This window comes from Sphingomonas sp. ID1715, assembly GCF_013044515.1.
In the GTDB taxonomy this organism is placed as follows: Bacteria; Pseudomonadota; Alphaproteobacteria; order Sphingomonadales; family Sphingomonadaceae; genus Sphingomonas_B.
This window is the reverse complement of the sequence record NZ_JABEPR010000002.1, coordinates 135,308-153,524: the sequence shown is the minus strand read 5'-3', so window position 1 is coordinate 153,524 and position 18,217 is coordinate 135,308. Positions and strand designations below refer to the sequence as shown.

14 protein-coding genes are annotated in these 18,217 nt (G+C 64.0%); 11 read left to right on the top strand and 3 right to left on the bottom strand.

Translation table 11 applies throughout. From position 1 onward, the window contains the following. Positions 1-4: 4 nt before the first annotated feature. From HJG53_RS18335 to HJG53_RS05595, 11 genes are all read left to right on the top strand, one after another. Positions 5-3,790 carry a DNA methyltransferase gene (locus HJG53_RS18335; RefSeq protein ID WP_217352664.1) on the top strand — a complete coding sequence of 1,262 codons (3,786 nt, stop codon included), beginning with the start codon at positions 5-7 and terminating at the stop codon, positions 3,788-3,790. A gap of 93 nt (positions 3,791-3,883) precedes the next feature. Then, on the top strand, positions 3,884-4,717 hold the full coding sequence (locus HJG53_RS05635) for a helix-turn-helix domain-containing protein (protein ID WP_254447569.1): 834 nt from the start codon (positions 3,884-3,886) through the stop codon (positions 4,715-4,717). Positions 4,718-4,905: 188 nt separating this feature from the next. Next, complete coding sequence (locus HJG53_RS05630; protein WP_171128466.1) at positions 4,906-6,873, top strand: DEAD/DEAH box helicase family protein; 1,968 nt, start codon at positions 4,906-4,908, stop codon at positions 6,871-6,873. Beyond that, positions 6,866-7,063, top strand: coding sequence for a hypothetical protein (locus HJG53_RS05625; RefSeq protein WP_171128464.1), 198 nt, complete (start codon positions 6,866-6,868; stop codon positions 7,061-7,063). Before HJG53_RS05630 ends, HJG53_RS05625 begins: the two co-directional genes overlap by 8 nt. Beyond that, the gene (locus HJG53_RS05620) at positions 7,063-9,018 is read left to right on the top strand and encodes an AAA family ATPase (protein ID WP_171128462.1); all 1,956 of its coding nucleotides are present in this window, start codon (positions 7,063-7,065) and stop codon (positions 9,016-9,018) included. Before HJG53_RS05625 ends, HJG53_RS05620 begins: the two co-directional genes overlap by 1 nt. Before the next feature lie 10 nt (positions 9,019-9,028). Continuing rightward, entirely contained in the window at positions 9,029-9,397 is a 369-nt protein-coding gene (locus HJG53_RS05615) for a hypothetical protein (RefSeq protein WP_171128460.1), read from the top strand. Between the two features lie 10 nt (positions 9,398-9,407). Continuing rightward, positions 9,408-10,442, top strand: coding sequence for a hypothetical protein (locus tag HJG53_RS05610; RefSeq protein ID WP_171128458.1), 1,035 nt, complete (start codon positions 9,408-9,410; stop codon positions 10,440-10,442). 376 nt (positions 10,443-10,818) lie between these two features. Then, the gene (locus HJG53_RS05605) at positions 10,819-11,463 is read left to right on the top strand and encodes a helix-turn-helix transcriptional regulator (RefSeq protein ID WP_171128456.1); all 645 of its coding nucleotides are present in this window, start codon (positions 10,819-10,821) and stop codon (positions 11,461-11,463) included. 12 nt (positions 11,464-11,475) lie between these two features. After that, positions 11,476-11,901, top strand: coding sequence for a thermonuclease family protein (locus tag HJG53_RS18620; RefSeq protein WP_254447568.1), 426 nt, complete (start codon positions 11,476-11,478; stop codon positions 11,899-11,901). Beyond that, positions 11,865-12,203, top strand: a complete 339-nt coding sequence (locus HJG53_RS05600; protein WP_254447567.1) for a DUF5818 domain-containing protein — start codon at positions 11,865-11,867, stop codon at positions 12,201-12,203. Before HJG53_RS18620 ends, HJG53_RS05600 begins: the two co-directional genes overlap by 37 nt. After that, positions 12,203-12,412 (top strand): hypothetical protein, encoded by a 210-nt coding sequence (locus tag HJG53_RS05595; RefSeq protein ID WP_171128454.1) that lies wholly within the window; start codon positions 12,203-12,205, stop codon positions 12,410-12,412. The genes HJG53_RS05600 and HJG53_RS05595 overlap by 1 nt, the downstream gene beginning before the upstream one ends. Before the next feature lie 19 nt (positions 12,413-12,431). On the opposite strand, the gene mobF is transcribed toward HJG53_RS05595, so the two are convergent. The 3 genes from mobF to HJG53_RS05580 are packed head-to-tail and all read right to left on the bottom strand — an operon-like array spanning position 12,432 to position 18,044. Then, complete coding sequence (gene mobF / locus HJG53_RS05590; RefSeq protein WP_171128452.1) at positions 12,432-15,356, bottom strand: MobF family relaxase; 2,925 nt, start codon at positions 15,354-15,356, stop codon at positions 12,432-12,434. 37 nt (positions 15,357-15,393) lie between these two features. Continuing rightward, positions 15,394-17,751 carry a type IV secretion system DNA-binding domain-containing protein gene (locus HJG53_RS05585; RefSeq protein WP_171128450.1) on the bottom strand — a complete coding sequence of 786 codons (2,358 nt, stop codon included), beginning with the start codon at positions 17,749-17,751 and terminating at the stop codon, positions 15,394-15,396. After that, a complete protein-coding gene (locus tag HJG53_RS05580) occupies positions 17,748-18,044 on the bottom strand; it encodes a hypothetical protein (protein WP_336919403.1) in 297 nt (98 codons plus the stop codon). Before HJG53_RS05580 ends, HJG53_RS05585 begins: the two co-directional genes overlap by 4 nt. Positions 18,045-18,217 lie beyond the last annotated feature (173 nt).

Below are 18,217 nucleotides of genomic sequence, written 5' to 3'. Positions count from 1 at the left end.
CGCGATGAGTTCGGCAGGTTCACACATACAGCAGCGGCGCAAGGCGATGGGGATTTCGCAGTCCGCATTGGCGGCTCAGATCGGCGTCGACAAGAGCTATCTGAGTCTCGTCGAGAGCGGCAAACGAGTGCCTACAGAAGAGCAGATTTCAAATCTGAGTTCGATCCTCGGTCTTCCGGCCGAGTTGCTACTCCTCCAAGCCGGACGCCTGCCTAAGGACGTCCAAGGTGCCATAGAGACAGATGCGACCGCAGTTACGGCGGCCGTTAGGGTGTGGGCCGAGCAGGACGCGATCGTTTATCCGACGCGGCCAGAGGTCATTCCCTCGTCAAATTCGCGTCAACGGCGCGGGGTAGGAAACGGGACGACGATTCCGCCCCTGATCCATGTCAGCAAAGCCAGCACGACCTATCGTGCTCACAGCTATCATACGAAGGTGCCTCCCTCGGCGATCACGCCGTTCATCGAAGCATTCACCAACCCTGGGGACTTGGTTAGCGACCCGTTTTGCGGATCGGGAATGACAGGTGTGGCCGCGCTTAATGTTGGCCGCAACGCCCTGCTGTCCGATCTCTCGCCGGCAGCCGTGCACATTGCGCGCAACTACACCGCGCCTTGCGACCCGACTGCTTTCAAGGAAGCGCTTCTGAAGGTTGAGCGCGACGTGAAGCCGACCATTGACTGGCTATACGTACCGATCGGAAGCCAGGGCGAACGGATCGAATATACTGTGTGGAGTGATGTCTTCGCCTGCAATGGCTGCGCTGCCCACATCAGCTATTGGGACGCTTTGCATAAAGGGCTCGGCAAGAAGCTCGTTTGCCCCAGATGCAAATCGACGCTCGAGAAAAGTGGTCTCATCTGGGTCGGCGAGACGCCGGTGCAGACGCATGTTTCGAAGTCCGGAAAACGGATGACGTCACATGAGCCCACCGCTGCCGAACTGGCCCTGATCGACGAGATCAGTGCGACGACCATACCCTACTGGATACCCTCGGTGTCGTTTGGGCCTGATCGCGAGATGTGGCGCTCGGCTCATTCAGCGATGGGTATCAGTGATGCAGCGAGCTTCTACACGAAGCGAAACCTCCACGCGCTTGCGGCGATCCGACATTCGATCATCCAGGTCGCTGAGGGCCGCATCCGCGAGGCGCTGTTGTTCGCCTTCACGGCCTGCGTGAACCGCGCTTCGAAGCGATACCAGTGGAATGCCAAGCGGCCGACCAACGTGATGACCGGCACGATGTATGTGTCGTCGCTGCGGTATGAGTGGAACGTCCTTAGTCTGTTTAGGCGTAAAGCGGCCGACGTGCTGCGGTTCTTCCAGACTCGGCAAGGCATCAGCGCGCAGGCGCAGGTCTTCCAGTGCTCGGCGACCGATCTGAGCTGCATCCCGGACCAGGCCGTTGACCTAGTCTTCATGGATCCGCCGTTCGGGTCGAACATCTTCTACGCCGACAGTTCACTGCTCTGGGACGCTTGGCTTGGAGCGCAAACGGATCAGACGAACGAGATCGTTGTGAATCAGCGGCGACCCCGCGCGTCCGGCGGCAAGGACTTGGACCTTTACGGTGATCTGATGGCCAAAGCCTTCGGCGAAGCCGCCAGGATTATGCGCAGGGGCGGTGCCGGCGTGCTCGCCTTCTCGAACACGGATGACCGTGTCTGGACCGAGGTTCAGGACGCGCTTTCCGACGCAGGACTGGAAACGCGAAGCGTCCACGTGCTCAACAAAGGGCAGCCGTCAATCAAGGGGGTCAAGGGTCAGCTCGGGCAGGAGCGGGTCACGAGGCTGGATCTAACCCTTACGCTTGCTCACCGGTCACGTCCGGCTCGAAAGCGGGAGGGCGCACCAGCCGCTTTCATCGACGCGTCTATCCAGCGGGCCTTGGTCGAAGGCGCCACAGATCAAGACCATCTGTACACGGCGGTGCTGCGTGATGTGCTCCAGGCGGATCTTTCGGCATCCGGAATTACCATCGATGGGATCGAGGCCAGGCGCGCCAAGCTCGGTCCGCCGACGGTTGCGGAGAAGATGACTGATTTCGTCGCCGGCTATCTGTCCGACGAGCCGCTGCCGGCCAGCAAAGGCGGGTCTTCGCCCGCTGCGCCGCCGAGCAGGAGAATGGTCCCCGGTTCACGCAATACGGCGTTTTATAACGCTCACAGCTACCACACCAAGGTGCCTCCAGAGGCGATCCTGCCGTTCATCGAACACTTCTCAAAGCCCGGGGACGTTGTGCTCGACCCGTTCTGCGGCTCGGGAATGACTGGGGTGGCAGCAGCGCTCGCAGGACGGCGTGCGATCCTCAACGATCTTTCGACCGCCGCAGTGCACTTGGCGTGGAATCATACACACGCCTGTGACGGAGACGCGCTCGAGGCCGCATTCGACAGGGTTGCCGCTGCCGTAAAGAGCGACTTCGACCGCTTTTATGCGACCCGTGACGAAACTGGGGCGCCGGCGTCGATCAGGTGGACGCTTTGGAGTACGCGGCACCGTTGCCCACAGTGTCATGCTGATTTCCTCTTGTGGGACACGGTTGATCGAAAGACGGGGCGCATGACCCGCGAGACTGAATGTCCGAGCTGCGATCACCGCGCCGACCGCAGGCATTTCAAAGTGATCGACAACGAGCCGGCGCTCATCTCGTTCGAGCGTCCAAACGGGGGCCGCGGTGAGCGAGCGGCCACCGAACAGGATCGCGAGGATGCCGAACGGTACGCGTCGCAAACAACAGACGCGGCTTTCCCTGATGTTCCGCTCGGCGCTGATCGCGAAATGTACCAGCGGTGCGCGCTCCATCTCCAGGGAATCCGTTCTGTCCGGGACATGTACACCGATCGGAATCGGCTGGCGCTCTCGGTACTGTGGAAGGCGATCCAAACCGAACCCGACGAGCGACTGCGGGCCGCCTTGGCGTTCGCGTTCACGAACACCGCTTGGCACGGAACGAAGATGCGGCGGTTCAATGCACGTGGCGGACACAGGCCACTCACCGGGACGCTTTACGTGCCTCAGCTCTCGGCGGAAGTGAATGTGCTGCATGTGCTTCGCAAGAAGATCGGGCAGCTGCGCTCGTACTATGCCGCGTTCAAGCCCACGGCGGCCGAGCCGCCCCGTGTGATGTCCGGCAGCGCCACTGATCTTTCGCGGATACCAGATGGCAGTATCGACTACGTGTTTACCGATCCGCCTTTCGGTTCGAACATCTTCTATGCCGACTGCAATCTGATCTGGGAGGCTTGGCTCGGACGGGTCACCGACCCGGCTCTGGAAGCCGTAGTGAACAGGTCGCTTTTGCCCACCGATGGCGGAAAGACGCTCGCGGATTATTCGGAATTGATGGCCGGTTCGCTGGCGGAGATAGCGCGCGTCCTCAAGCCAGGTGGCTGGGCCACGGTCGTCTTCCATAACACCGACAGCAAGGTGTGGCGGTCGCTCAGCGAGGCAGCTTCGTCGGCCGGCTTCGAATTTCACGAGGCGGCCTCGCTGGATCGCAAACAGCAGAGTCATAAGGGATACAAAGGCCGAGACGGCGAGGAGAACGTCGCTCACTTCGACGTCGTGATGAATCTGCGCAAGCCGGAAGTCGCGAGAGGTGAACGCGCAGCACCAAACGGCAAAATCGACCTGGTCCGGCTTGTCGGGGACGCCACCGCCATTCCAGACGTCGCGGCCAGAGGCGTGCAAGGTGTGCACGCTGAAGTGATGCGGCGGCTCATGTCAGAAGGGCACACCGAGTTTCCCAATTTCCATGAGGTGCGGGCCGCACTCGAAAGCGCGTAGCTTGACTCTAGCTGCTATTTAGCTGACTCACAGCTTATTAAGCTGTGCAGTATGCGGAAAAATGGCGTTAGCTGGCAGGATAGGCTACTCGAATTGGATGATATTTTGACCATTCGTGACGTGGCGACTCGCCTGAAGCTAGGCGAGCGCACGGTCACAGCAATGCTTGCCGACGGCGAACTGCCCGGCTTCAAGCTTCGTGGCCAATGGCGACTGCGCCGCGATCACTTCGAACATTGGCTCGCCAGCGTGGCCGCGGGAGCGAATGTTCAGGCGATTACCTCCGAGATCATGGGCGGCATCTCGCAGTCGCCGCATGGTGCCATTCCCCCGGCTCCGGTTCCCGACGAACTGCCCGGGCAAGATGATACCGGGCAAGCCATGAACCTACTGACCGAGCGCGTTCCTCAGGCGGAGCTCCATCGGCGTTTTATCAGGGCGCTTGGTGCGGGGGTGCGGTCGCACACCGATCTCGAGCACAAGCCACTCGAGGCGGACCTTGCTACGCCGCTACCCTCGCGCGTGCGCCTGTATATCTTCAATGCGACGCGGCCGCCGGGCGGCAGACCTGTCGGCGAGCACAAGGTGCAGCTGATTGTTCCCGGTCAGAAGCGCGGTCAGCGTGCTAGTTTCGACCAGACCGGCGGCCGTATCGTCCTGCTGGCGGGCTACGCGGCGGAGGAGGATGTGTTCGTCCTTTGGGACGCCGGGCTCTACACCGATTTCGCCTGGTCGCGGAATGTGCAGGTTAAGGCGACCACCATCATCGAAGCGACCGCCGGGAAGATTGCCGAGCAGGAGCGAAGGCTGCGGCCTGCGGGCGGCGATGCCGTCACCGAGACTTTGCTCGCCTGTCCACCGGCGCGTTTGGCGGATGCCTTGGTCCGCCGCGTGGAGATAACTCGCGACCGCATGGCCCGCGCCTGATGGGCCGGCTCCGCGATCATGATTTCAAGCGGGCCTATCACAAGCCCGAAGACGACGTCGCAGAAGGCTTCTACCTACCGGCGGTTCGCGCGTCGGTGACGTACGACCGAGCGGTCGGTTTCTTCTCGAGCACCATCTTTCTCCTCGCATGGCCGAGCCTCAAGGAATTCGTTGCGGCAGGCGGCAAGATGCGGCTGATCTGCTCACCCATCTTGTCGGAAGGCGACCACGAGGCATTGCGCGAAGGGTATACCGAACGCGCAGAGATTGAGGCCGGCCGTGCGATAGCTGAATCCTTCAGGGAACTGATGGCGACGGAAGGTTTGGCGAAGCCGGCAGTGGTTTTGGCGTCGCTCGTCTCTGCAGGTGTGATTGACTGCAAAATCGCCTGGGTCGGCAATGAGGCCGGTGGCCGGCCGAAGCGCCTCTTCCACGACAAGGTAGGCATTCTCGGCGACAGCTTTGGCGATCGTGTGGCGTTCAAAGGATCGATGAACGAGACGTGGCCGGGCCTTGCGCGCGATGGCAATCTCGAATCCGTCGATGTGTTTGCGAGCTGGCGTGACGAAGGCGAGCGCCTTCGCGTCATCGACGAGGCCGATTATTTCGAGAAGGTGTGGGAGGATGAGTGGCCGGGCATCACCGTTCGCGCCCTTCCGGACACAGCAAGAAACGCCATCGTATCCGCCGCGGACGCGGGGCGCTGGCCTGAATTCGTCGATGAAATCTGTCTCGAGCTCGATCAGGCCGCCCGGTGGTCGGCTGAGGCAGGAAAATCGGGCGGGCGCACGCCGCGACCCCATCAGGTCGCCGCCCTCGAGGCATGGGAGGCCCGGGGCCGCCGGGGCATTTTCAAGCATGCGACCGGATCCGGCAAGACGTTCACTGCGCTGTGTGCGATCCGGGACGGTCTCGGCCGGGACGAAATCCCGCTCATCCTCGTTCCGAGCGATCTGCTCCTGAAACAATGGGACGAGGAGCTTCGCGGCGCCTTCGGAGATGCCGGCCTGCAGTTGATGGTCTGTGGCGGCGGGCACGCTAGGTGGCGCGATGGAGCGCGTCTGCGAACATGGAGCCGCCCGGGAGAAGGAGCGCCTCGCGCCGTTCTGGCCACAATCCAGACCGCCTCTAGCGACGAGTTTCGCGGTCTAATCGTTGGTGGGCAGCACCTCTTGATGATCGCCGACGAGGTGCACAGACTCGGTGCGACCAGCGCGAGTCAGCTGCTGGCACTGGATACGGGTGCACGGCTCGGTCTGAGCGCCACTCCCGAGCGCGCCGGCGACCCCGAGGGAACGGCGCTGATCATGGACTACTTCGAGGGAATCGTTCCGCCGCCTTTCGGGCTGGAGGACGCGATCAAGGCGGGAGCGCTGACGCCATACGCATACAATGTCCACACGGTTGCGCTCCAGGATGACGAACGTGCAGACTGGATAAAGGCGACCGACGAGTTCCGCCGTCTTTACGCCCGTTCGATGGCCGGTGGTGGCGACGGGTCGGATAGCCTTTCTGCTCGCCTCAAGCTGCTGCTGATCCGCCGGGCAAGGATTGTGAAGGGCGCTCGCGCGAAGGTCGCTTTGGCTGGCCGCATCCTGGCCGACGCCTATCGCTCCGGGCAGCGCTGGATCGTGTACTGCGACGACCAGGATCAGCTTGCTGAAGTCAAGCGCTCGATTGCCCAGTCGGGCGTTGGCGACGTGTACGAATATCATAGCGCAATGATCGGAGATCGCGCTCGGACGCTGGAGGTGTTCGGCGAACGCGGCGGCGTGGTGGTGTCGATCCGCTGCCTCGACGAAGGTGTGGACATTCCCTCCGTCACGCATGCGCTGATCCTCGCCTCATCGAAGAACCCGCGCGAGTTCATCCAGAGGCGCGGCCGGGTGCTCAGACGATCGCCGGGCAAGGCGCTGGCGCACCTGCACGACGTGATCGTGGCCCCCGAAATGGACGACGATGACGCGATGGGCGGCTCGATCCTGAAGGGCGAATTGGCGAGAGCGATCGAGTTTGGCAGTCACGCAGTAAATCCGGGGGCTGTGGCCGACCTTCGTCGCCTTGCGGCGGCCGCAGGGTTCGACTGGGCCAGCCTCACCGAAAATGGATTCGAATTGGACAACGAGACAGACGAGATGGAGATGACAGATGCCTGACGACGCGCACGCTAACCGTAATGCATCGGTCGCGGACACCATCGAGAGAGTGCGTTCGGAGCGCTTTCCGGATGTTGATCGAGATCTGGTGCTGGAGATTCTGCGCCTGCACGCCGACGGCGTCGTACCGGATAACGTCGCTCGGTTGATCGACGAGGCGATCGCGAAGCGCGCGGCGGAGTGCAACTGATGCTTCGGATCAAGTCTCTTCACCTAAAGGACTTCGGCGCATTCAAGGGTGAACAGGCATTCGACCTCCCTGATGAAGAAGGCGTCACGGTCTTTTACGGCGAGAACATGCGCGGCAAGACGACGTTGCTAAACGCCTTCCGGTTCGCTCTTTTCGGCAAGATCATTGGCCGCGGACGGCGAGCGGTGTCATTCCACGACATGATCAACTGGGAGGCGCGCGCGGAGGGTGCACGCAGTTTCGAGGTTCGGCTGCAGCTCACGCACGCCGGTGCGGAATACCGGCTGACGCGAACCGGCCGCCCCAAAGCCGGAGTCGGTTCGCCAACTGGACATGAAGACTACGTCGCTGACTACTATCTGGAGCGGGGGGGGCATATCCTGCCCGCGCAGCAGGCGGCGCTGGAACTGGAACGCATCCTCCCCGAACAGATCGCGCGCTTCTTTCTGTTCGATGGCGAGTTGCTACAGGAATACGAGGACCTGCTGCACGGCGACACCGACATGGGGCCGAAGATCAGCCAGGCGATCGAACGCATCTTGGGCCTACCGACGCTCACCAAGTCGCGCGACAGTCTGAAGGCGGCGCTCGACAAGGCCGAAGAACGGGTAGCGCTCGCCGCACAGGGCGATCAGAAGACGAGAGAATTCGGCAATCAGCTTCAGAGTCTTGTCGAGGAACGCGAGGTGCTGACCGCGGACCTGTTCCGGCATGAGAAAGACCTCGAAATCCTCCGGGCTAGGAAGGTCGCAATCGAGGACGACATGCGTCGTCGTGAACGCATGGCGTCTCTGCTGGACAAGCGCGACCGGCTCGCCGGCGAGGTCGAGGCGCTTGAAGGACTCATTCAGAAAAAGAAGGAAGAGATATCCAAGGCAATGGCGCCGGCTTGGTCCGCCGTCATTCGGCCACAGCTGGCAGCGGCGGTGAGCGCCCATCGAACTCGGGAGGCCGAACTGCAAAGCGCGGTTACGCGGGCGCAGGTCCTGCACAGCCTGGCGGAAGGACATGACCCAGCGTGCCCCACATGTCTCCAGATCGTATCGCCCGATGCACAGGCGAAGATCCGCTCCTTGCTTCCGGGGGGTGCCGACGGCTCTCCCGAAGCCGATCAGCGTGAGCTCGCTGGCGTTCGGCGACGCCTGGATGCGCTGGATGCACAGCTGGCGGACTCAAATCCCGAGGCGCTTCGTCTGCTTTGGTCCGATTTGGAGGAGCGCAAGCGCGAGGTCTACTCGAAGTCGGCCGAGATCGAGGAAATCGGCAAGCAGCTGACTGGCGACGCAGAGGACGAACTGAAAGGCCTCCGGGGGGAGTATGACTCCGTCGTGCGGCAGATCGCTGCCCTTGAGGAAGGCGTGAAAGCGACGACCGAAAAGCTTGCCGCTAACGCAACCTACAGGGACAACATCCAGAAGCGGCTTGATAAATTGGCCGGCGGTCAGATGGACTCCGAGCGTCGCCGCCGGGATTTGGCCAGCAGGTTGTACGAGTTGTTCAAGGATAGCGTCGACGTCTACCGTGACCAATTGCGTCATCGGGTCGAGGCGGACGCGAGCCGTTACTTCCAGCAGCTGACAACCGAACAAGACTATGCCGGCCTGCGCATCAACGACAGCTATGGTCTGACGATCGTCCATCGCGACGGGACTGATATTCCTATCCGCTCGGCTGGTGCGGAGCACGTGGTCGCGCTGTCGCTCGTCGCTGCTCTTCAGAACAACGCTCAGCTTCGGGGGCCGATTGTGATCGACTCACCGTTCGGCCGTCTCGATGGCGGGCACCGGTCACGTATCGTCGAGGTGCTTCCGGACATGGCCGATCAGGTCGTTCTATTGGTGTATGAGGAGGAACTGCCGCCGGCGCGTGCGCGTGAGGCTCTCAAGGGCCGGCTTCGCGCAGAATGGGCGCTGGAGCGGCAGTCTGCCCGTCATACCGAACTCGTGAAGCGATAGGAGGTAGGCGATGGCTGTAGAGAAGACTGTCGACAAGAAGACCATCGGGATCACCCCAGGAAACGAGCGCGTCCTTGCTGCCTTGGCGGCCGAAGGCCTGTTCGCTTCTGAGATCGAGGCGGCGAAATTCGCGATGGCGCACGCCATCAACAATGGTGCCAGACGGGGGACGACCGAGGGCGCCGGTACCAAGTGGAATGTCGGGAGTGTGGATTCAGACGGCGCGCTGAAGGCGGTCGTCGAGGCGCTGTTCCCTGATGAGAGCCAACCATACCGCTTGGTCGAGCACCTCATGAACGAAGGGCTGCGGCTGTTCGATAAGGGCGATGCGCTTCCTCCTGACGTTGCCGGAGTGCTGTTCGCCACCAAGGCGGGATAGGTAGAAACGGATGGCACGCCTGAACAAGGGAGCGCTGGTCGAACGAGCAATTGACGCCATTGCCGCGGATGGCTGGGCAGTTGCGCGCCTGACGCACGGCGCCACACACCCCGCGCGCTTTACGATGGAACGTGAGGGCGTGAGCCACACGGTCAAGCTCTACATCTGGAATCTTTCCCACGGCGGCAAGAGTCGCTCCGAGTCCGAGTTTCGGATCCAGGTCACGGGGATCAGCGGATTCGAGCCCGAACCGAATGGCCGGACGCTCATACTTGGCTGGAGTGAGGAGTTTGGCGTTTTTGCTGGCTTCGACGTGCAGCATCGGCTGGGTCCGTTAGGTGCCTCCCCATCGATCCAGATCACCGCGGCGACGCTCCAGGCTGGTGGCGCCAACGGCGCGGCGAAACAGGACAAGGGCAGGGGTGAATGGGCGCTGGCTGTTCGACCCGACAAGGTCGGGCGCTATGTGCAGCATCTAGCGGCCGCCCATGCCGGTGAGCTTGAGCCGATCCTTTCAGACGAGCACAGTCCGGCTGCCGATCCGCTCGCATCGGAAATTGCATATCTGGCTGACAATGCGGAATTCGACCTAACCGTCCCCGGGGAAACCGAACTGCGCGCGGAAATGATTGCCGGCGTGGAGGGCGTACTGGCGGCGCTCGGGTCGGCCAAGCCCGAGCCTCCACCTCAGATGGGTCACAACCTACCCCCCGGACCAATCGATGAGCAGCCGGCGCTCGGACCGGAGATCGAAGCTGCCGCCCAACAGATCAAGTCTGAGCTCGAATCCGACTCGCCCGATGCGCGCGCAGTCGGGCGAGCGGGAGCGTTCCTCGCTTGGGCAGGGAAGATACTTCAGATCGCTAAGCAAGAGGGAGCCAAGGTCCTTGAAAAGAGCAAGGACGTGGCGCGCGAGTACATGGCGAAGGCGCTATGGGGCACTGCTGGCACGCTGGGCGTGATGTTCAAGGAAGAGATCGTGGAACTGCTTCGGCATTTGGGACGGAGCATACTGAATTGGCTTCAGCACATTACGATACTCTAATCGACGAGATGCTGATCAAATCTGGTGGTTCCTATGGATGAGCAGAGCGAACGAACAAGCCGGAGCGCGAAGACGTCTGCCGCTGCGTTACTGCCTTGCCTCGGCCTGCACGAGATATAATCTCACGCGCTCCTTCGTTTTACGCCTTAGTCTTCGACCCGACCGTAGATCCTGAACAAACCTTGGGTCACCTACAGCCATCCTTCCAAACGTGCTCGGCCGCACCTTAGTACGCGCCAGATAGCTCTCGACCTGTTCCAGAAGCTCCATCGCACTCGACTCGCATCACTCTTGCGTTCCTGTTATGTTCCTACTAGGAAGACATCCTAGAGTCTAGGATCGGATTTCCTAGATGCACTCACTTGGGACGTCGGCGATGGACGAAGCACGCAAAGCCCTGGACGAATTGATCCAGCAAAAAGGGTACAATTACTCCTCGGTTTCCCGCCTCCTCGGGCGCAATGCGGCCTATATCCAGCAGTACATTCGGCGCGGGAGCCCCCGGAGTCTAGACGAGCAGGATCGCGCGGTGCTCGCCCGGTTCTTCGGTGTCGACGAGAAGATCCTTGGGGCTCCCGAGCGCCGCTCGGGACCGGTTGTCGAGCTGGTCCACGTGCCCGTGCTCAGCGTCGAGGCTTCCGCCGGTCATGGGGCGCTGGCCGAGATGGAATCCAAATGCTCCCAGTTCGGCTTTGATGAGAAATGGCTCCGCCGGCTGACCGCCAGCAAGGCGTCGAGCCTTTCCATCATCGGCGTGCACGGTGACTCGATGGAGCCGACCCTCCACGACGGGGACGAAGTCATGGTCGACCTCGCCGACGGGCAGGGGCGGCTGCGTGACGGCATCTACGTTCTGCGCATGGACGACGCGCTCAACGTGAAGAGGATCGCGATCGAGCCGCAGGGCCGCAGGATTTCCGTGCTGAGCGACAACCCGGCCTATCCGAGCTGGCGGGGCCTCGAGCGCCGCAGCATCAACATTGTCGGGCGGGTGCTTTGGTTTGGGCGTGCGCTGCAGTAAGCCCGCCGTTCCATGCTGAACTTCCTTGCCGCCTCGATCGTTGCCGCCGGACAGACCTTCACATGCACCCCGACCCATGTGTGGGATGGGGATGGACCGATCTGGTGCGCGGAGGGGCCCCACGTCCGGCTCTCCGGTATCGCGGCGCGCGAAATGGACGGCACCTGCCGAACCAAGCAGCCCTGTCCCGACGCCTCACCGACGGAAGCCCGGGACGCGCTCGTGGGCCTGCTCGGCGGCGCCCGCGGACGCAATTCGACGGGCCACGTTGCCGTCGCCGGCCCCAGGATGACGTGCCGCTCCGAAGGTTCGGCGGGGGGGAACAGGACAGCAGCCTGGTGTCGGTTGCCAACAGGCACGGACCTGTCGTGCGCCATGATCCGTACGCGCACGGTCCTGCGTTGGGATCGCTACTGGAAAGGCCCGGACTGCCGATGAACGCCGACCTGCACCTGCGCGGCCGTCTCGAGCGGGGAAGAGTGGGCCTGGTCCTTAGGGCCGACGGCGGCGGCACATGGGAGCTCGACGCCGGAGGGCGAGCGCACCGGCTGGTCGGCCAGGAGGTCGAGGTCGTGGGACAGCGCGCCGGGTTCAACGGGGTCGCCTGCGAGCAGGTGTGGCCCGCCGGCACACCGCGGCCGCGACAAAGCAGGGTTAGGATCGAGTATCTCCTGGCCGGGGGCCTCGTCGCCTACGGCGTCATTGCCTTCCTCGTGGGGCTGGTCGGCTATTTCCGCTGATGCTGAGCGAATGGGAGCTCTGGGCCTGCGCCAATCGGGTGCTGCAGACCCACGGCGAAGAGGCTGCGCTCCACGGCGCCGAGCAGATCGGTGCGCTCGTCCTGGAAGGCGATGCCGAGGGTGTCCGTACCTGGCAGGGTATCGCCGCCCGTATTGCGCAGCTTTCCGCAACCGGTGGGCACGCACCGCCGATTGATCGAATGAACTGATCGGCCGGCGAGAAGGGCCTTAGATCCCGATTTCGAACGGCTTGGTGAGCGACCGATCGCGCTCGGGCGGCTGGCGCTCCGGTAGCGGCGACCTCCCTTTCGCTTGGCCCTTGGCGGCGGCGTCGCGAAGCAGATCCACGGTCTCCAGCGCCGAGCGCTTCATGCCAGGGTTGCGCTCGACGGCCGCCTCCAGCTTGCCGGCATTGTCGACGAACAGGGTGAGGCCGTCGCGCAGCCGAGTGATCGTCACCAGGAAGGTCTGCTGGTTCGAGAGATTGCGCTCGCGGCTGTCCATGACCGCAATGCCGCGATCGGAAGTCAGCCCCTGGGCCATGTGCGCGTTGAGCGCGTAGGCCAAGTCGAGCCGTTCGAGCATCGGGTCGCCGCGCGAGAGCCGGTGCTCGGCCCCGAGCGAAGTCTTCACCGTCACGCGCCGGTCGTCGATCGCGACGATGCGCGCCTGGTCGGCATTGAGCAGTCCGCGCTTGTGGTCGGTTTCGGTCCAGCGGATCCGGTCGCCAACGTGAATGTCGAGCGAGCGGACTTCAAACAGCCGGAGCGGGTCCTGCTCGCCTTGCGGGCGCAGCTGACCGGGACGAAACTCGAAGCGGCGGCCGCGTTCGTTCTCGAGCGTCACCCGCTCACGAACAGCGTCGGTTTCCACCACCCGGTACTGGCCCTTGAGCAATCTCTGGCCGCGCTGGCGCCGGTCGATCTCGACCACCATTCCTGGGCCATAAGTGCGGGCATAGCGCAGCTCCTCGCGCGTCACATTGACGCGGGAGAGGGTGTCCACTCTCATGCCCACGGTCCCGAGCTCCCCGTTGGCGCGCAGGCCCGACTGCACGGCGTCATTGACCTGGCTCCGCAATGCGCGGCCGGAGGCATAGATCGACGTGCGCTCGCGCTCCTCCGGCGACAGCGACAGCCAGGCGGCTGCCGCCTCGACGGCGGCTCCCTCAGCCACCTCCACGACATGCTTGCCCAAGTGCCGCAGCGCCTCGTCGATCTGCCCGCCCTGAGCCGCATATTGCGCCCGGCGAAGCGCCTGCTCGCGCGCGCGGACGTTGATATTCATGACTGCGGTCTCGACCCCGGCCTGCTGCATCACGTCGAACGGCTTTCCCGCATCGACCGCGCCGAGCTGCTTGCGATCGCCGATGCTGGCGAAGCGGTCGAGCTCGAGCAGGTTGGCGAGCCGGACGAGCTTTACCTTGTCGGCATTGCCGACCATCGAGGCCTCGTCGAGCAGCACGACGGTGCCGCGCATGGAAGACCGAGCTTCGGCAAGCCGCGCCGGATCACCGCCTTCGAGGAGGTCGCGGTGGCGCCGAAGGAAGCGCGTGACGGTCATCGACGGGATGCCGGTCTCGCGCTCGAGCATCTGCACGAGCGTGTTCTGCACGGCCAGGCCCAGCACCGCCCGACCCTCCTCGCGCAGGATGTCGGCGACGGGCTTGAGGACTGTGCTCTTGCCGGCGCCGGCGATGCCCTGGATCGCGACGATGCGGTTGTGGGAGCCGAGCAGCAGGCGCCCTGCATTCTCCTGCCCGGGATTGAGTGTCATCCCGTATTTGAGCTGGGAGAGCGCCTGCAGCCGCTCGCCGGCAACCTCGGACGGCACGATGGCAGGAGCACTTCCCCGGCCGCTTTCGACGCTCGCGATGATGCGCTGCTCAAGGCCGATCGCATCGCGCGTCGTCACCAGTTCGCGGTCAGCCCCTTTGCCCCTGAGCAGGTGGCCCTGGCGCAGCAGCTGGTCCACGCGGTGCTCGATCTCGGACATCGAGGTGGGCAAGGCGAATCCAAGCGCCGTTCGATAGATCTCGGCGCGCGGAAATGCCGCCTCGCGCTCGCCTAGGTGACGAACGGCTGAGGCAACGGCGTGCACTGCGGCGATCTGCTCTGGTGTTCGCTTGCCCATATGCGCCGGTACGAGCGGGTCGCCCTGCCGCAGCCCGAGACGCTCGGCAAAGGAGGCGGCGAGGGAGCGCCCGCGCTCGACAAGCGAGCGGACCGTCTCGCCCAAGCCGGGCACGTTCCCGAGGTCCTGGACCGCCCGCGCGTTGGCCCTAGAAATGACCGCCGCAGGGTCGAAACCGAGCCTGGCCGCAGCCTCCTTCCACTTGCGCGCGAGCGCATCGCGGTCCTCGATCCTGGCCTTTTCCGCTCGCGTCATCAGCGTCGCGGCATCGAGTACGCCGGGTCCCCGATGGTCCATCTTCGAAACGGCTTCGAGGATCTCGGCACGGCGGGTGCTGAAGGCGTCTCGGATGGATTTAGGAACGCCCACGGCTTCGAAATTGCCGTGCTTGCCGAACTCCCCGACCTCGTAGCCGAGCTTTTCGACGGACAGGCGAAAGCGCGCCATGGTTATCGCATTGAGCAGCGTGTTGTGCTCCCAGAGCCTGTCGTTCCTGAGCGCCCGCCATTTGCCGTCCGACCCTTGCGTCACGTTGGCGACGACGGCGTGGATGTGCGCATTGGGCTCCTGGTTCCGGTTGGTATCGTGCTGGAACAGGCTGATCACGAGGTTGCCGGTCGCGATCACGCGCTCCTTCCCGCGCACCTCCATCCGGGTCTCGGCGAGGTTCTTTTCGGCCCAGGCCAGCGTCTCCTTCACCGCGGCAGAATAGGCGTCGAGGATGCGCCGATCCCCGCCCACAAGCGCGAGCAGCGACCAGCTCTTGGGCATCGAGAAAGTGAGGTCCGTGCCGGCGCGGTGCACGCGGTTGTCGCTGCCGACACGGCTTCCGTCCGGCAGCAGGCCCTTGAGCACAGCCTCGAACTGCCGGGCCTCGATGCGGCCCTCGAGGCCGAGCGTCTGGGCGCCCTTTCCAAGCCATTCGCCGGAGCGATCGGCATCTGCCCGCGTGTAGTAATTGTCGGCGGCGAAGTAGTTCGCGGCGCCGCCGGCGGTGCGGACATTGGCTACCGAGAGCATGGTCCGGACCCCGACCGGGCAGCGCCTCCTGCCATCGTCAAAGCTCCAGGTCGCCGAGATCGGGCTCCTCGCGCGGCGGGGCGTCGCGCTCGGGCATGCCGTCCTCGAGCATCAGCTTCCGGGCAGCGACATCGGTCGGCCGCCCGACCGGCCTATCCGCATTCTGGGGCCGACTTGCGGGATCCTTCACGACAGGAGCATCGGGCCGGCCGGGCTCCTGCGCATCGCGCGCGGGGTCGTTCCCGGCAGACGATGTGCCCGCGCGAAGCACGGCGTCCGTAGGTAGCGTGAAGGCAGGTGGAGCGGGGTTCGCCTGGGCGGGAACATCGGCCGCATGTCTGCCGTGTGCCCCCGTCGCAGAGGGCGCCCCGGCGTCGACGCTCAGGTGCGAGGGAGGGTCCTGCGCGGGCGACATTTCGCTCCTCGATTTCTCGGTCCGGTCGCGCGGCTCGAGTGCCAGTACGCCTTGCTTGGGGACCACCGACTTGCCCGCGCCGTCGTCGTTCGACGACGGATGTTCGGTGGTCCCCGAGGCTGGAAGAGCAGCCGGCCGGAGGGGCGGCGCCGCCCGCGGGAGCGCTCCTGCCAACGGCCGATCGCTGGCCCGGCCGATGAAGGTCTCGGCGACCCGTGGACGGCTCACCGGCTTCAGCTTGACGGGTGCGGCGGGGAAGCCGTCGGGGAACTTGATGTACCCTGACAGCCTCGGCAGGTTCATCAGCTGGTCGGGCAGCAGCAGCGGCTCAATATGCTTGCGCGGGGTCAGGCTGACCGCATCGCGGGCATTGTTGTAGCCGTAGGTATAGGCCTCCTCCATGTCCCGCACCTGCCGGTGACCGATGAAGTCCGAGCACCAGGTCGCGGTCTCCCTATCGGCCGTGCCGAGGATCAGCTTGGTTCGCGCGAGCGACGACAGCGTCATCGCCATGTTCTCGCCGTAGACCTCCTTGAGCTTGGCGTAGGCATGCAGTCCGAGGACGATCGCACCGCCGAAATTGCGCGCGGTCTGGAGCCCTTTCTCGAGCGCCGGAAGGCGATGCAGCGCGCCCAGCTCGTCGATGAAGAACCAGCATTTGAGGTCCTGCGTGCGCGCGGTCGTCATCAGCGTGTTCATCGCCGTGTCGAGCCAGAGGGTGAGCAACTGGGCGCAGACGCTCATGTCGACGTAGCGCGCTGAAATGAACACCACCGACCCTCTGCCGTCGTCTTCCTCGACCCACTGGCGCAGCGAGAAGCGGGGACCCGAGCCGGGCAGGAGCTTGAGCGCCTTGGCGTTGACGTTGAACACGGCCCGGATCGATTCCGCCATCCGGGCGGCTTCCGGTGCGGTCAACGGATCGGCGATCGTGCCGCGCATCATGGCGTGGACCCGCGAGAGGTCGGCGGTCATGAGCTCGCGCGCGAGCGCGCCGTTCGTGGCGCGGCCCTCGGCAACGAGCTTGAGACAGAATTCGACGAACAATGCCCTCGCGGCGATCACCCAGAACTGCGCTTCGCCGCCGCCATCATGCGGCACCAGGGCCTCGGCGGCGGCCCAGAACTCACCCTCGCTGCGGCATTCGTCGAACAGGCTCCACGCGGGGCAGCGTGCGTCGAGCGGGTTGAGGATGGTGTCGCGGCGGCCGTCGTGGAAGTGCTCGATGAACGCGCCGATGAGATCGAAGATGACGCAGCGCTGGCCCTTTGCCCGGGCTTCGGCGATCATGTCCGACATGGCGACCGTCTTGCCCATGCCAGTGGTGCCGATGAGCATCGCATGGCTCTGCTCGAGCCGCCACGGATAGACGACCGTTGCCAAGTGCGATGGCTGGTAGGGAAAGGCAGACGCGAGCTCGCGCGGGCTGCACAGGCGCCACTTCCAGCCGAGAGCTTCGGTCAGCTCCCGGGTGCGCTCGCGCCGGTTGTGCACGCGCAATTCGTCCACCAGCTCGGGCAGCGTGACAAGCAGGGCGCCGCGCTCATGCTTGCGTTCCTTCGAGCGGCTGCCGAAGCGTGCCGCGAACCAGTAGAAGAACGCGAACGCGGGCACCAGCAGCAGCGCCGACCGGACCAGCGCGTCGCCCAGAAGGGCAAGCATATGGTCCCATGCCCGCACCACCGGCGGGAAGCTGTCGAGCATGGCGATGGGCAGCTGGATGGTTCCGCCAAACGCGGTCTCAAGCGCGATCCGCTTCTCGGGATCGAACTCCATGAAGCCGTAGATCGCGGCATAGATACGCATGCCGACAAGGTACATCTCATGATCGGACAGCTGCCCCGAGAGGGTCCACCATGAGGTCCACGCAATCACGATGGCGGCGACGATAAGCGGGCCCTTGAGGCCGGCAGCGAACATGAAGCTGAAGTGGCCGAGGAGCTGGCTGCCGCGGGTGAAGTTGACGAGGTTGCGTTTCATGCCTCGCCTCCCTCGTCGGTGCCGGCGACAAGGCCGAGTTCACGACATTTGCGGGCATAGGCCTGGTGCGCGCGCTCGCGCAGGGCGTGGTCCGGGTGCCCGGCCAGGAGCGCGTCGACGCCGACCATCATGAAGACCGAATGACGGGCTATGCGCTCGACCGAATGCTCGAGCCGCGAGACGTAATCGTCGTCGTCGCAGGCTTGGGCAAGCAGCGAGCGGATCCACTCGCTGACGCTGATTTCCCGTCGCCGCGCAGCGGCACGCACGCGCACGGCAAGGTCGTTCGACACATGGACTTGGAGAGAAATCGGCCGTGACATTCACGGACTCCTCGAATGCGGAGCCCGGTGTCGCGCGGCGAAAGGCCCTTCCTCGCTAGGTCAAATCCGAGAACATGTCAAGAACATCTGAAATGCCGGATTTCCGCGACGCGGAGCGGCCCGTCATTCGAATCCGATTTGAA